The organism is Virgibacillus sp. GM2-2 (assembly GCF_055329585.1).
Window position 1 is genome coordinate 16,518 of record NZ_JBUZWC010000019.1, and the last position, 15,743, is coordinate 32,260.

Annotated in this window: 13 protein-coding genes; 11 read left to right on the top strand and 2 right to left on the bottom strand. The window is 35.5% G+C overall.

The window, feature by feature from the left end; genetic code table 11:
- Nucleotides 1–23 precede the first annotated feature (23 nt).
- From ACY9Z2_RS16835 to ACY9Z2_RS16875, 9 genes are all read left to right on the top strand, one after another.
- Nucleotides 24–1,907, top strand: coding sequence for an ABC transporter ATP-binding protein (locus tag ACY9Z2_RS16835; protein WP_463610831.1), 1,884 nt, complete (start codon nt 24–26; stop codon nt 1,905–1,907).
- Between the two features lie 28 nt (nt 1,908–1,935).
- Complete coding sequence (locus ACY9Z2_RS16840; protein WP_463610832.1) at nt 1,936–2,496, top strand: MauE/DoxX family redox-associated membrane protein; 561 nt, start codon at nt 1,936–1,938, stop codon at nt 2,494–2,496.
- Nucleotides 2,497–2,513: 17 nt separating this feature from the next.
- Nucleotides 2,514–3,071 carry a peroxiredoxin family protein gene (locus ACY9Z2_RS16845; protein WP_463610833.1) on the top strand — a complete coding sequence of 186 codons (558 nt, stop codon included), beginning with the start codon at nt 2,514–2,516 and terminating at the stop codon, nt 3,069–3,071.
- A 396-nt stretch (nt 3,072–3,467) separates the two neighbouring features.
- Complete coding sequence (locus ACY9Z2_RS16850; RefSeq protein ID WP_463610876.1) at nt 3,468–6,095, top strand: ABC transporter permease; 2,628 nt, start codon at nt 3,468–3,470, stop codon at nt 6,093–6,095.
- An 84-nt stretch (nt 6,096–6,179) separates the two neighbouring features.
- Complete coding sequence (locus ACY9Z2_RS16855) at nt 6,180–8,837, top strand: ABC transporter permease (RefSeq protein WP_463610834.1); 2,658 nt, start codon at nt 6,180–6,182, stop codon at nt 8,835–8,837.
- 17 nt (nt 8,838–8,854) lie between these two features.
- Nucleotides 8,855–9,547: an ABC transporter ATP-binding protein gene (locus ACY9Z2_RS16860; RefSeq protein ID WP_463610835.1), complete on the top strand. Its 693-nt coding sequence runs from the start codon at nt 8,855–8,857 to the stop codon at nt 9,545–9,547.
- A 180-nt stretch (nt 9,548–9,727) separates the two neighbouring features.
- Entirely contained in the window at nt 9,728–10,264 is a 537-nt protein-coding gene (locus ACY9Z2_RS16865) for a P-loop NTPase family protein (protein ID WP_463610836.1), read from the top strand.
- A gap of 159 nt (nt 10,265–10,423) precedes the next feature.
- Nucleotides 10,424–10,996, top strand: coding sequence for a histidine phosphatase family protein (locus ACY9Z2_RS16870; protein WP_463610837.1), 573 nt, complete (start codon nt 10,424–10,426; stop codon nt 10,994–10,996).
- 98 nt (nt 10,997–11,094) lie between these two features.
- Nucleotides 11,095–11,838 (top strand): Fic family protein, encoded by a 744-nt coding sequence (locus ACY9Z2_RS16875; RefSeq protein WP_463610838.1) that lies wholly within the window; start codon nt 11,095–11,097, stop codon nt 11,836–11,838.
- 50 nt (nt 11,839–11,888) lie between these two features.
- Here the strand turns inward: ACY9Z2_RS16875 and ACY9Z2_RS16880 are convergent, their stop codons facing one another.
- Nucleotides 11,889–13,355, bottom strand: a complete 1,467-nt coding sequence (locus ACY9Z2_RS16880) for a M1 family metallopeptidase (RefSeq protein ID WP_463610839.1) — start codon at nt 13,353–13,355, stop codon at nt 11,889–11,891.
- A 177-nt stretch (nt 13,356–13,532) separates the two neighbouring features.
- Between ACY9Z2_RS16880 and ACY9Z2_RS16885 the strand changes: the two genes are divergently transcribed.
- Complete coding sequence (locus ACY9Z2_RS16885; RefSeq protein ID WP_463610840.1) at nt 13,533–14,300, top strand: alpha/beta fold hydrolase; 768 nt, start codon at nt 13,533–13,535, stop codon at nt 14,298–14,300.
- Nucleotides 14,301–14,416: 116 nt separating this feature from the next.
- Nucleotides 14,417–14,875 carry a DIP1984 family protein gene (locus ACY9Z2_RS16890; protein ID WP_463610841.1) on the top strand — a complete coding sequence of 153 codons (459 nt, stop codon included), beginning with the start codon at nt 14,417–14,419 and terminating at the stop codon, nt 14,873–14,875.
- 214 nt (nt 14,876–15,089) lie between these two features.
- Here the strand turns inward: ACY9Z2_RS16890 and ACY9Z2_RS16895 are convergent, their stop codons facing one another.
- On the bottom strand, nt 15,090–15,698 hold the full coding sequence (locus ACY9Z2_RS16895) for a VanZ family protein (RefSeq protein WP_463610842.1): 609 nt from the start codon (nt 15,696–15,698) through the stop codon (nt 15,090–15,092).
- Between the last annotated feature and the right edge of the window lie 45 nt (nt 15,699–15,743).

The following is a 15,743-nucleotide window of genomic DNA, read 5'->3' on the forward strand; positions in this document are numbered from 1 at the left end:
CATTAATAAAAACCAGAATATTTTTGGGTGAGCAAACTGACTTAAATAAGTCAGTTCTTGCCCCAAACATATCATACATAAAACGTATTTTTACAAATTTTAAACCGAGGATTGGGATTATGAATAATTTTATTGATGCATTCAAATATATTTGGAATGGATCAAAAACATTTGTTATCATTTCAGCATTTATAAAGGTAATTGAGGGGATACAACCATTAGTTGGCCTCATTGTTACAACCAGATTGGTAAACCTAATATCGGTATCCATACAAAGCAAACAAATAGATCTTAAGGAAATAATCTTGCTATTGTCTATACAGCTAATTTTAATGTTTGTTCCATCGGTCTTAAATATATTTATGGAATTTTTAAAATTAAAAGCTGAAATCGAACTAGATTATTTTGTTCAATCAAAGATCTTCGGGAAAATAAAGAAAGTGACATATAATCTTTTTGATTCCCCAGACTTTTATAACCATTTGAAACGAATTAGAACTAATAATATAGGTAAAACAATGCTGACACCTTATTTGAATTTTTTATCAATTTTAGCAGGAATTATTACTGTTGTTACTACCTTCGCTTTTCTTTGGTCGATTCACTATGGCATAGCGATTTTAGGTCTATTAACTGCAATTCCAGTGTTGGCAGTTCATACAAGCTTTGGTAAGAAGAACTTTAATTTAATGAAAAAACAAACTTCCCATATGCGCGAATTAGATTACTTGACAAGTCTACTCCAAGACAAAGATTCTGTTAAGGAAATCAGAACTTTTTCTTTACATGAATACCTATTTGAAAAGTGGAAGTCTATTTTTAAATCAAATAATTATGAAAAATTACAACTTAATAAAAGAAATCAGTATTATAAAATATTTTTGCAGACATTTACTGTTATTTGTTATGGTCTAGCATACGTTATAGTAATTAAATTATTATTAAATCACTCATTAAAGATTGGAAGTTTTGTCGCCATTCCACAAGCAGTAAAAAGCGTGCAAAGCAGTGTGTCGAGCATCTCAATCAATATAGCAAATATATATTCTATGAAGTTGTACATTCAAGACTATTTCGATTTTATTGATTTCCAGGAATCAGAGGGTGAAGTTAAAAAAGAATTACATAACGATCGAAAATTCCCTGTAATTTCAAATAAAGGAATTTCCTTTAAAAATGTTTCTTTTTCATATTTTGGTACCGACAGAAAATCATTAAATAATATTAGTTTTTCAATAGCTCCGAAAGAAAAAGTTGCAATAGTAGGTGAGAACGGTTCAGGAAAGACTACACTTGTTAAATGTCTCTTAGGTCTATATCAAGTAAGCGAGGGAGAAATATTAATAGAGGGTACCAACCTCAATAACTTCGAATTGTATGATTTACGCAGGAATATAACTGCCCTCTTCCAAGATTATGTTAAATATAATTATTCTGTACATGAAAATATTGCATTTGGTAACGTGGAAACCATAAATGATAAAAATTTAACAAAAGAAATCGCCAAAAACAATGGAGTCGATGATTTTGTTAGTACCTTTAACAAAGGCTATGAAACAAGGCTAGGAAAGGTGTTGGGCGATGGTGAAGAATTATCTGGTGGACAGTGGCAAAAAATAGCCCTTGCAAGAGCATTAATTCGCGATTCACAAGTAATAGTCTTTGATGAACCAACAGCCTCTTTTGATCCAATTAGTGAGTATAAATTTTACAGCGAATTTGCGGAGAAAACGAAAAACAAAACTGTTATATATATTTCTCATAGAATGTCTACCGCAAAGTTGGCTGATAAAATAATTATTATGAAAAATGGACGAATCGTAAATGTTGGTACACATAATGAATTAATCAATAATTGCAGAGAATATAGTGAAATGTATCAAAGACAACATGAAATGTATGGGTAAGTAAAAGCTTACAAAGAGGTGATTAGTAATGGATGAATTTTCGTTATTCTTACGAGTGATTATAGCTATACTTTTTTTAAGTACTAGCATTTCCAAATTAAAAAATGTGGAGAAACATTTTATACTAATAAAAGATTATGAGATATTACCAAATAAAATTGTCAGGCCATTTGGATGGATTGGATTAATAATAGAGTTTGCAGTCGGACTGTTCCTTTTAACTGGTTTCTTACTTGAAGTTGCATATCTAGCATCTATATTTTTAATGATTCTTTACAGTGTTGCTATCTCAGTTAATCTGCTAAGAGGAAAAACATCTATATCATGTGGATGTGGTGGGATCGCAGGGGACTTCAAAATTTCTTGGGTACTTGTTTTTCGCAACATAATTATTATTTTTATTTTACTGGAACAATACTTGTCACCAAAAATCCTAGTAAACATTGATAATTTTACTTTAAACCCTGGATCCTATATTTCAACAAAGGTTCTATTAATCTACTCTTTTTCAGTAATAATAACACTCTTTTATATAATTAGCTCAAAATTAATGGAATTGAAGTCAAATGTTTTCAAATTATTAAACTAGTAAATGGGGTTGATTACATGAATAATTTATTCTTAGTTTCAAGTATATTAATCTGGATAATATTAATTGTACAGTTAATATTTATGTACAAATTAACAAAGACCGTATCAGAGTTCTTAGCTAGATTTAGAGTTATTAACGGAAGGGTTCAACCGAAAAAAAGCCTAAGGATTGGTGAAAAATCCCCAGTATTCAAGACAACCAATCATAAAGGTGAAAAAATTCTTTTCAATCACCACTCTAAGAATGACTCTATATTAATTTTCTTAAAATCATCTTGTTCTGTCTGTGAAGGCATTACTCAAGACTTTCAAAGGGTAATTGATCTTAATTCTTCTAAGAATAATTTGTTTGTTGTAGGAGATAACGTAATTTCTAAAATGGAAGAATATAAGGATAACCACGAACTAAGTTTAATTGAAGATCTTAGATTGATTCAATTTTTTGAAGTCGAGTATGTACCTTACTTTGTTTTAATAAATAAAGAAGGAATAATAATGAGACAAGAGGCAATTAAAAGTATAAATGATTTGTTAAAAAATATAGGGAGCATTACAGGAAAGTTATCGGTATAAATAAAATGTTATGAAAAACTAATACGTATTTTAAGGAGGTGATATAAATGGCTTCAGGCGAACAATATGTACCAGTGTGTACCTCGACACATATTGAATATCGATGCGATTATGACAGATGCGATATACGTGGCACTGGTTCTCATTACCGTGTCGAAGTTGCTGATTCGGCTTCTTTTGAATGTTCGACTAGGGACTACGTTGGACATTGCGATTGTTAGTTTAGCATAGGAGAGCAGAGCATGAACAGGCTTTTAGATAATTGTTCATGCTCTATTTAATTTGTACATATAACATAAAGTATAATTAGTAATATTATTTGTTAAAAGTATAATATTATAAAAGGTAATTTTCAAACAAATTTTATTACGTTTAACCAAGGGGGAGATTAGTGTGATGCGATTAATATGGAGGAGTTGGTGGCGGCACAAAGAGCGATTAATTTTGTTAATAATTGGGGCATTGATAATCAGTTCTGGATTAAGTTACATGCTGGGTTTATCAGAAACAAGTAAAGGTACAATTGTTGATACGTTACGGAAGAACTGGGAGGCACAATATCATATATTAGTTCGTCCTCCAGGGAGTCGTGGTGTAACAGAAAGTGAGGATTTATTATCTCCAAATTATTTAAGTGGTTTATCTGGAGGAATAAGTCTTGAACAATGGAGTACGATTAAAGGGATTGGTGATGTAAATGTTGCTGCCCCTCTTGCCGTAATTGGTTATTCGTCTTATTTTGTTAAACATGCGCCTAAAGAATTGCAAGAACTTTCATCAGACTACATATATAGGAGTATATTTATTAAAAATGAAAATAACGGTTACCGCACAGATAGTTATACACGTAGCCTTTATTTTTCCAATAAGTTTACGCATAATGATGGTAACATATATGCTCAACCACTTAGTGGTGTCGGTAAATTCGGTCTGAGTGGTACTATGCTTTTGGCTGGAATTGATCCAAATGAAGAGAAAAAATTGGTGGGTCTTAAACAGGCTGTGATAAATAAAGGCCAAAGTCGTTATTTCTCAAAAAATGATCAAGTTAGCACCACCTATTCTGAAGCGGAAAAAGATGATAAATATCCTATTCCAGAACAGCAACATACGACTATGCCTGTATTATTAAATAGCAACATATATAGTGATACCACTTATAATTTTGTAATTGAGCGATTCAAACTTTCTGAGGAACAAAAAGAAAAATTGAAGAAAAAGATGGAGAAAGGTGACGTTATTGAGTACCTTGATTCATTTGAAGGTGAAAGAGTAAATGAAGTAACTTTTAATTCCCAGGATAACTATGCATTAGCTATTAACAGTGAAATTGGAAAAACTTTAACTTCAAAAGAAATAACGGAAGCAGGAGTAGGTGAATCATTATCGCTTCAAACTGGACCGGTCACTTATGAACCTGTTAAGAGTCCATTTCCGGAAAGATGGAACTATGCTTATGAAGTTAAATCAGTAACAAACCATTTTAAGAATCAATTTAAAAATATCTATGCAAGTTCAATCAATGGTTACCGTGAAATAACTATGATCAATGATTTTTCTGATGAACACTATTATGACCTAAAAAGATATATAGAGCCTTATTTTATCGGTGTTTATGATTCTACTAAGCTGAAAACTGCAAAAAATCCGTTAACTAAGCTACCAATGCAAACGTATCGACCTCCTAGCGCTGAACTTGTTATAGACAGTGAGGGAAATCCTGTTAATCCACCAGTCACCGTTAATCCGAAAGGTAGTCCAGGAGGATTTTTATTAGAACCACCAACGATGTTAACAACAATCGAAGCTGCATCCCAAATACTAGGGGATAAGCCAATATCATCCATAAGGGTAAAGGTTGCTGGTGTTGAGGAATTATCTGAAGAAAGTCAACAAAAGCTAGAAGAAGTAGCAGAAGAAATTGAAGATAAAACAGGTTTAATCACAGATATAACTTTAGGATCATCACCACAACCAACGTTATTACACATACCAAAATCAGGGGAACTACCTGAACTTGGATGGGTACAAATGCCGTGGATTCACTTGGGGGCATCTTATACCATTTTCCAAGAAACAAAAGTTGGGTTTTCGGGTGTAATTGCAAGTGTCATGCTAGTAGCATTAGCGTATGTCTTTGCTACCAATCTCGTATCCTTCTTAGCAAGGCGAAAAGAGTTTGCCATATTGCTAGCTGTAGGCTGGAAACCATCCCAGCTCAGACGAATGATTTTTGTAGAATCGTTATTTGTTGGTGTGTTTGTAGCAGTTGTTGCTTGGACAATTGAAGGCATTTACTTTTATCAGAACCCTGACAGTTTTTCGTTGTTTAAACTTGTAATAGTTGGTTTACTCGGATTGCTGATATACCTTTTAGGAGCAGTGGGTCCAGCATTCTTAGTAACACGGTTATCACCATACGAAACAATGAAAACAGGTGAAATACGACGAACTGCAAGAAGAATATCTCGCTCTTCGGGATTGTTCGGAATGTCGTTTAATCATCTGTTCGGAAAGTTTGGTCGCAATATCATGTCTATTTTTGCAATGGCATTTCCGACCATGCTGCTGGCATTTTTCCTATTTGTTTCACTTCGGTTAAAAGGTGTATTGTATACGACTTGGTTAGGGCAGTATGCAGCACTACAAATAGAAAGTTCTCATTATATTGCGATGGGAATTGCACTTGTTATTGCGATTTTAACTACTGCTGAAATCATGTGGCAAAACATAGTGGAACGAAAACCAGAAGTTGCACTACTAAAAGCTACAGGATGGCGTAATGGCAACGTCCGAAGGCTTGTTATATTAGAAGGTTTATGGACTGGAGTTGTTGCAGGTATTCTTGGAGTGGTGCTTGCAATCGGTTTAATTTGGTTTATGTATCAACAATTGCCGCAAGATTATATTTGGATACTTGTTGCTACTAGTGTTGTGCCAATGGTAGTAGGAATACTCGGTTCAATTTTACCGGCGGAAATTGCCGTACGTGTGTTACCGAATAAGGGTTTAAAAGAAGGTTAGAAATCATGTTGGGGATGAATAATGGTGTTCATCCCTTAAGTTACAGAGATAAAAAGGATGTCTTATTAACTGGGGGGAGTTAGTATGATTCGTTTAATTTGGAGAAGTTGGTGGCGCCATAAAGAGCGACTGATATTACTAATTATCGGCGCATTGATCATTAGTTCAGGATTAAGTTACATGCTAGGATTATCTGAAACGAGTAAAGGTACGGTTGTGGATACCTTGCGTAAGAATTGGGAGGCACAGTACCACATATTAGTTCGTCCACAAGATAGTCGTGGGATAACAGAGAATGAAAATTTGTTATCTCCAAATTATTTAAGTGGGTTGACTGGTGGAATTACCCTTGAACAGTGGAATACAATTAAAGAAATAAGTGACGTTGACGTAGCTGCTCCATTGGCAGTAATTGGATATTCAAACTATCGTGTATCACGAATACCTAGTGAGTTACAAGAATTATCACAAGAATATATATACCGTAAATCTGCAATTATAAAACAGTACAACGGTCATAAAACTATAACTGATAAGTGGGATCCAGACTATTATAGTCTAAACGGTACGACTCTTATAAAAGAATTCCACGGGATATTTCCTCTTAGTGACCTAAGAAGTATAAATACTTACGGTAATATTTTGTTAGCAGGAATAGATCCAAGGGCAGAAGAGAAATTAGTTGGTCTCAAACAAGCAGTAATTACCGATGGCAAAAGTCGTTATTTTACTGAAGAAGATAAAGCTACCACTGTACATGAAGAAGCCGAAATAGATGATGAATATTCTGTACCTGAGCAACAAGAAACTAGATTGCCCATATTGTTAAATAACAGTACATTCATCCGTACCACCTCTAATTACACTGTTGAGCGAATTAAACTTTCAGATGAAGAGAAAAAAATACTTAAAGAAAAAAAGAAGGAAGGTAAAGAAGAGGTAAAAGCGTATCTTGACACGCTTGAAGGGGAGAAAGTAAAAACCTTTACCTATGATTCAAAAGATAATTATGAATTACTTATTAGTGAATTATCTAGTAAAGCAATTGATACAGAAAAGAAAAAATCAGCGCAACATGTGGAAGTTGAATTAGACAACAATTTGACCCTTAAAACTGGACCTGTTTCATATAAACCAATTAAATCCCCCTTTCCAGAGAAGTGGGAATTTGCGTATGAAGTGAAACCTGTAAAAAATCATTTTAAAAATCAATTCGCTGAGGTTCATAAAAATTCAATTAATGGATATCGTAAAATAACTATGATTAATGATTGGTCGGACGAAAATAGATTAAGTTTAAAAAAGTATATTGATCCTTACTTTGTAGGTACTTACGATTCCACAAAGTTAAGAACTGCGAAAAATCCTTTAACCAAGTTACCAATGCAAACGTATCGCCCGCCTAGTGCAAAATTAGTAATTGATAATGAAGGAAATCCGGTTAATCCACCAGAAACGATAATCCCAAAAGATAGTCCAGGTGGATTTTTGTTAGAGCCACCAACCATGTTAACAACTATTGAGGCGGCAGCACAAATAATTGGAGAAAAACCAATTTCATCAATTAGAGTTAACGTTAAAGGTGTAGATGAACTTACTGAAGGTAGCCAACAAAAACTTGAAGAAATCGCAAAAGAAATAGAAGATAAAACTGGATTAATTACAGACATTACACTAGGATCATCTCCCCAACCAACATTATTACACATACCTAAGTCAGGTGATATCGCAGAACTCGGCTGGGTGCAAATGCCATGGATTCACTTAGGCGCATCTTATACAATTTTCCAGGAAACAAAGGTTGGTTTTTCTGGCATTATTGCGAGTGTAATGTTAGTTGCTCTTGCATATGTATTTGCTACGAATCTAGTCTCGTTCTTAGCAAGGCGAAAAGAGTTTGCCATATTACTAGCTGTCGGCTGGAAACCATCTCAGCTAGTGCGAATGATTTTTGTAGAGTCTTTATTTGTAGGTGTGTTTGTAGCTATTGTTGCTTGGACGATAGAGGGTATTTACTTTTATCAGAATCCAGAAAGTTTTTCGCTATTTAAACTTGTCATTGTTGGGTTACTCGGATTGCTGATATACCTTCTAGGTACAATTGGTCCAGCATTTTTAGTAACCCGATTATCACCATATGAAACAATGAAAACAGGTGAGATACGTCGAACTTCGAGAAGAATATCACGATCTTCGGGACTGTTCGGAATGTCGTTTAACCATCTTTTTGGAAAATTTGGCCGGAACATCATGTCTATTTTTGCAATGGCGTTTCCGACCATGCTGCTGGCATTTTTCCTATTTGTTTCACTTCGATTAAAGGGAGTTCTTTATACAACATGGTTAGGTCAATATGCAGCCTTGCAAGTGGAGACTTCCCACTATATTGCCATGGGTATTGCGTTAGTGATTGCTGTGTTAACTACTGCTGAAATTATGTGGCAAAACATTGTAGAACGTAAGCCGGAAGTTGCGCTCTTAAAAGCTACTGGCTGGCGTAATGGTAACGTTCGAACACTTGTTATACTAGAGGGTTTGTGGACTGGAGTAGTGGCAGGTATTCTAGGTGTAGTGCTTGCGATTGGCTTAATCTGGTTCATGTATCACCAGCTGCCGCAGGATTACATCTGGATACTTGTTGCGACTGGTGTTGTACCGATGATAGTAGGGATACTCGGTTCTATTTTACCGGCAGAAATTGCGGTACGTGTGTTACCGAATAAAGGGTTAAAAGAAGGATAATACAAGGGGGATCTTTCATGAGTACAGGAATTGAATGTGTGGATTTGGAAAAGTCGTTTAAAGGAGACGGTGTTACAACCAACGCGGTTACGGATGTTAATTTGAGTTTTCGAAAAGGTGAATTTACGGCAATCGTTGGGCCATCCGGTTCGGGCAAATCAACGTTGTTAAGTTTGATTGGTACACTCGACAAACCGTCGTCTGGTAAAATTTTATACGATGGAAAAGAATTAAGTAGCATGAAGAAAAAAGAGGTAGCTGATTTTCGTTTCGAGCATATCGGATTTGTTTTTCAGCAGTTTCATTTGCTACCGACGTTAACCTCGCTTGAAAATGTCATGTCACCGTTGTTTACTAGGAAGGTGAAATATAATAAGAAGGAACGTGCACAAGAGGTATTAGAGCAAGTAGGATTGGCCGATAAGATGCACTCACTTCCGTCACAGTTGTCAGGTGGGCAGCAGCAACGTGTTGCAATTGCGCGAGCATTGGTGCACGAACCAGATTGGTTACTTGCCGATGAGCCAACCGGGAACTTGGATACCGAATCCGGTCAGATTATTTTTGATATGATCAAAAACTTGAACACGGAAAAAGGCTGTGGTGTCTTATTTGTAACACACGATCCGGCAATGGCAGAAAAAGCGGATCGGGTAATTGAAATGAAAGATGGAATTGTGATTTCGGATAGTGCTGAATTGACAGTATAGGTAATGAATTGGGACTGTTGGTAATATGTCTCCATAAAGTAAAATTAATATGTATAAACTGGCGTAATCCCTAAAAGTGGATTACGCTTTTTATACGAGTGGATTGTTTGTAATTTTTTAAACATTTTATATCATTTTATGTTATTATTATTTTTCGGAGTGGAAAGGAGTGGTCGGAAATTGAAACGTATCATGGTAATGGGAGTTTCAGCTGGAGTTGGGAAGTCTACCTTTGCTAGGCAGTTAGGCGAAATACTGGACAGTGACGTCTATCATCTAGATGCTTATTTTTGGAAACCTAAATGGGTACAAGCATCATTGGAAGAGTTTGGAGATAGTCAACGAGAAATTGTTACGCAAGATAAATGGATCATCGAGGGGAACTACAGCAATACCTATAACATTCGTGCCAAGCATGCTGATACGATTATTTATTTGGAGCTTCCTTTGCGAGTATGTCTGTATCGCGTGTTCAAGCGATGGATTCTTAATATTGGAAAGAACCGACCTGATATGGGAGAAGGTTGTACAGAGAAACTAGACTACCAATTCATTAAATTCATTTGTACCACTTACTTTCAGCGGAAAAGGAATATGGAAACTAGATTCAAAGCTTTTCAGAGAATAGGTCCCGAGAAAAAAATTGTTAGATTGAAGAGTAAGCAGGAAATTCAAGCGTATTTGATTTCGCAGAGAACGATTGATCAGAAAAAATGATTGGAGGAATCCATGGACAAGCCAAAAGTAATTATGAATATTTTTTTCATCCATTGATGGAGGAATTACTACGAACTATCTAGAACAATTGGAGAACAAGGGCATTACGTAACAGTGGAGAGCACGTAGATTGGATGAAACTAGATTGGGAGTGTAAAGATGACTAGAATAGGATTTGTACGTCATGGTTGTACAGCATGGAATAAAGAAAGAAGAGCGCAGGGGAATTCGGATATCCCCCTTGATGTAGATGGCCTAGCGGAAGCGGAAAAGCTTGCTGAACGACTCGGTGGTGAGGAATGGAATATTATCTATTCGAGTGATTTACTAAGAGCAAGCCAAACTGCTGAAGCGATTAAAAGGAGAATTGGAAAAATTGATTTACATTTGGAACCACGATTGCGTGAAGCTAGTGGAGGTCAAATTGAAGGAACGACGGAAGATGAAAGAGTTGAAAAATGGGGAAATAAATGGTGGGAGATTGATCTTGGGATAGAAAATCATGAAAGTATAGTTGCCCGGGGGCTACCGGTAGTTGATGAGTTGGCACAAAAACATGAGGGGAAGAACATCTTAGTAGTTAGTCATGGATCGTTTATCAAGCATCTTCTTAAAGAATTGTTGCCACAGGTAGAGGAACAGTCTCTTCATAATTGTTCGCTGACTATACTTCAGAGAACGGAAGATGGCTGGGAGTTGGAGTTACATAATTGTACGAGGCATTTGGTTTAGTGTGGCTGTAATGAAAATAGGATTAAATTTACTATAAAAGAGACTATAATGGTAGTATTATATGGAAGAAGGTTAAAAATTGATGAGGAGAGGTAGCCATGTCAAAGTTTGATACCATTACTAACTTAAAAAATGAATTAGATCAATTGAGACCACTTCCTCCAGAGGCACTTAAGAATTTATCTGAAGTTTATAAAGTTGAATGGACATATAATTCCAATGCGATTGAAGGGAATACATTAACGCTTAATGAAACAAAGATTGTACTTGAAGAAGGGTTAACCATTGGTGGAAAAAGACTTCAAGAGCATTTAGAAGTTATTAATCATTCGGAAGCTATAGACTATGTGGAACGTTTTGCTAAAAGGGATCAACCTTTAACCGAAATGATAGTAAAGCAAATCCAATATCTAATTTTGAAAAACATTGATGATAAAAATGCAGGGAACTATCGAGAAGTGAACGTTCGAATTTCAGGTAGCAAACATACACCCCCGCATTTTCTTCAGCTTTCGAATGAAATGGAAGAACTTTTTACTTGGTACACAGATCATAAAGAAAAACTACATCCTGTTGAATTAGCCGCATTATTCCATTTCAAATTTGTGTATATACATCCATTTTCCGATGGTAATGGACGAACTGCGAGATTGTTGGTGAATTTAATTTTAATGATGTATGGATACCCTCCAGCAATTGTGAAAGCTGAGGATGAACAACGATTACGTTATTATGAGTCGTTAGAAACAGCGAGTAGTGAACAAAATTTAGCGCCTTTTATTCAATTAATTTCAGATTGTGTAGAAGATAGCTTGAAAACATATTTGAGCGCTGTTAGATAGTCGAAAGGTAGAAGAACAAGTGTCTTACTTTGTTCTTCTACCTTTTTAACTTATTTAGTCTCTTCTACATAAATCCTATGTTCTTTAAAAAATTGGGAGAGCTCCTCACCAGTAGATTGTTCCATTATCCGGATAAAATCTGCAGTCGTTGCGATTTTGAATTTCATTTCATGAAAATATTGTTGCATGCCTTTATAGAAAGCATCATCCCCAAGTTTTTTTCGCAGTTCATTCAACGACTTCGCTCCATAATCGTAAATGACATCACTGTACATTTTTAAGCCGTCCTCCTCAGCGTACTCAGCAAAAGCAGAAACAGGGGAGGTTAGGTGACAGTACTTTTTTCCGATAGCACGTACCCATTTAAAATTAATTTTGTCATCATAGAAGGCTACATAACTAGCAAATGTCGCAAACGATTCATCCAACCATGGTTCATCATACTGATTATTACCAATTGCTCCATAGAACCATTGATGAGCAACCTCATGTTCAGTCGTATGATAAATTGCAAACTTATCACTACTGTTTTCTGAACCTAAATCTATCATAACTAATTGTGGATATTCCATACCTAACCCTTCTTGTAACTCAACACCAATTACATCAAGTTCCTTCCATGGATATTCCTCAAAAAGTTTACCGTAAAGATCTAATGAATAGATGGCTCCGTCCTTCATATAATCAGCGTACTTGGAGTTTTTTTCACTGTAAAAAACATTTACTTTTACTCCGTTGTACGAATAGGAGTCTTGATTGAAAGATTCATTCATCACAATCGCAAAGTCTCGAACATTTTTCGCTTGAAAATGATGGACTGCCTTTTCATCCTTTATTGTTACTTCACCAGCTTGTTGGCCAGTAGTTGCAATTTCTAGACCCTTTTTTGTTTTTAAAGTGACATCAAAATCACCAGTTACAGAATAGAAGGACTCTCCAGAAGCAAAGTATGGATCCAGGTTCCACCCTTCGTTATCATAGACTGCGAGAATTGGAAACCAGTTCCCTAATGAAACGTGGGTTCCAGACCAACCAAATCGACTTTTTTTCTCGGGGATTGTTACGGTGAAATCCATTTTTATCGTTGCTTTTTCTTTAGGTTTTAAGGAAATATTAGTGATGTCAAGCTTAGTTTCCTTTACATCGTATTTGCTAGGTCGATTGTTATACTGAACATTGCTTACTTGTATACCCCCCTCGTCAAATTCCTTGGCATTTGGCCACAAATTGAAGTAGAGGTGTTCAAGTGTTTTGTCGAGGTTATTAACAAAATTCACACTCATGGTACCAGTAAGCTGGTGAGACTCATCATCGTAAGTCACATCAATTTTGTATGTAGGATCGGAGGGTCCGTATTTAATTTGTTCTGTTTTGAGTGGTGTTGTCATTGGGGTGGTGTTCTTAGTTTCTTCTTGAGTTGTAGGGTCTTTTTCTTTAGTTAGTGGATTTGTGTTATCTGTGCATCCAGTGATTAGAATAAAGGTGATACAAAATACTATTGTTAAGCCTATTCGCATTTAAACATTCCTTTCATGGAGGGCAATTTATTATTATACGCTTTAAGTGTTAAGAAAGTTTCGTTTTTTAAGTGACTGGATAATCAATCATGATTATAGATTCAACAGAAAACAAGTATATTTTTCATGAAATGTTAAAAAATAGCTTGGAACAGGTTAATAGAAGGGAGAAATCCGATGCCAATTGTTGAATTAAACAATTCGTTGTCAACGTTTTATGAGTCATTAGGGACGGGCATTCCTATTGTTTTCATTCATCCACCACATATGGGCCATACCGTTTTTAAGTATCAGCAAGAACTGTCCGATCGTTTTCAAGTAATTACATACGATATTCGGGGACACGGTCGAAGTGATCATCGTGATTATGAACTTACCATTCCTGTACTCACTAAAGATTTAGCAAATTTTCTAGATGCGATTGAAATTAAAAAGGCTGTTATTGTTGGTTATTCAGCAGGTGGTTCGATTGCACAAGAATTCGCACTAACGTATCCAGAACGTGTAAAGGCGCTGATTCTTTCGGGTGGTTTTCCAGAGATCAGTACAATAATCGCAAAGCTTCAATATCAATTTGGAATGTCTCTAGTGCGAAATGGTCGAAGTAAACTGTTGAGTAAATTGTTGGCTTTTTCTCATAAAGTTACGAAGAAAGATCAACAGGAACTTTTTCATGAGTGTTTACAAGCTCACCCACGTAGTGCTTATGATTATTATCAGACAAGCAGGTATTACAACTGTACGGAACGTCTTTATCGTCTTCAATGTCCATTGCTTCTGGTTTATGGGAAGTTTAGCCATTTTCGTCCTTATTTAAAGTTATACGAGCGACATGTTCCACAATCGAGAAGTGTGCTCGTTAGTAAATCGCTTCATCAAGTACCGATTAAACGTCATCATGCATTTAATCATGCGCTCATAAATTTTATAAAAAACATTAGGTAACGTAAATCTCAAATGGGGTTTACGTTATTTTTATACTTTTATTGCTTTATCAGCAGTAAATGCTATAATTAGTAAAAATTATAAATAGTTAAATTTTATTGACGGAGGAGAAAACAGTGAAATTAGCTGAAGCATTAATAAGAAGAGCGGATAATCAAAAACGTGTGGAACAGTTAAAACATCGATTAGGAAATAATGCGAAAGTACAAGAAGATGAATCCCCATCTGAGAACCCAAAAGAGTTAGAAAAAGAATTGGGTAGTGTACTAGAAGAATTACAAAAGTTGATGGTGGGGATTAATCGAACGAATCACGAAACAGCGTTTAATGAAAAGATATCACTTGGAGATGCACTGGTTGAACGTGATATTGTAGCAAAAAAACGAAAGGTATACAGTGAATTGGCAGAACATGCGGCGTTAAGGCAGGATCGCTACTCGAGGACCGAAATTAAATATGTAACCCCATTTAATGTGAAAGAGCTCCAGAAGCAAGTGGATGATTTAGCCAAAAGATACAGAGAATTAGATACGAAAATACAGGAGTTAAACTGGCTAACCGATTTGATTGAATAAGGTAGATGGTAGCAATTATAGAAAAGCGAGTACAAATACGTTTAATTACTTCGTTTAAGGCATGAGTTTTGGGGTAACTCTAGAGGTTCAAGTCCTGTCTAACCATTCATACCCATAATTGTCACAAGCGAACATACGAATGTAACAGTTTACAACCATGTGCTGATTTTTATAATTGTGAGGGAGGGAACGGGGAATTTTTATGCAAAATCTGCTAGAGTTTGTTTTCGGAAACAGACTCTAGCTTAACTACCTTCTGAAAAGCTGGATATAGGAAATAACCAAAAGTAATACCTATGACATTTAAAATCAAATCATCTACATCTAAGCTTCCTCGCTTTGTTACATATTGAAGTCCCTCGATTACCCCCACCGAAACAATAGAAATCGTCAACAAAAAAATGAATGAAGGAATTCCTCGCATATAACGATAGATCAATCCAAAAGGAATAAATAAACCAATATTAGCCGCTAAATTATAAACAGCAATTACGAATGCGACGTTACCTGAAAGATAAAACTGTATGGTCTCAAATGGGACTAAATTGATAGATTCATAACCTTGATCAGTTGGTCTAAAAAATAACAGAACAAATAACGATAGGCAATAAAGGAAGGTAACAATGTAAAAGGTATACTGCGATATCTTAATTTCTGTTCTGGTAAAGAAACAAGTTAGGAATAACAGAAGAAAAGTATAACAAAACCAAGTGACTCCTATCACAAGTGGGTGTAGATAGTTTATTAATTCCATCCATATAGGCAACAAAGTAAAGAATAATAGTTGGGTAAGTATGAGCAGATACACAATTGTCTTTTTCATAATTCCTCCAATGGTTGAACGTTTACTACTTTAGCTAATTTTATA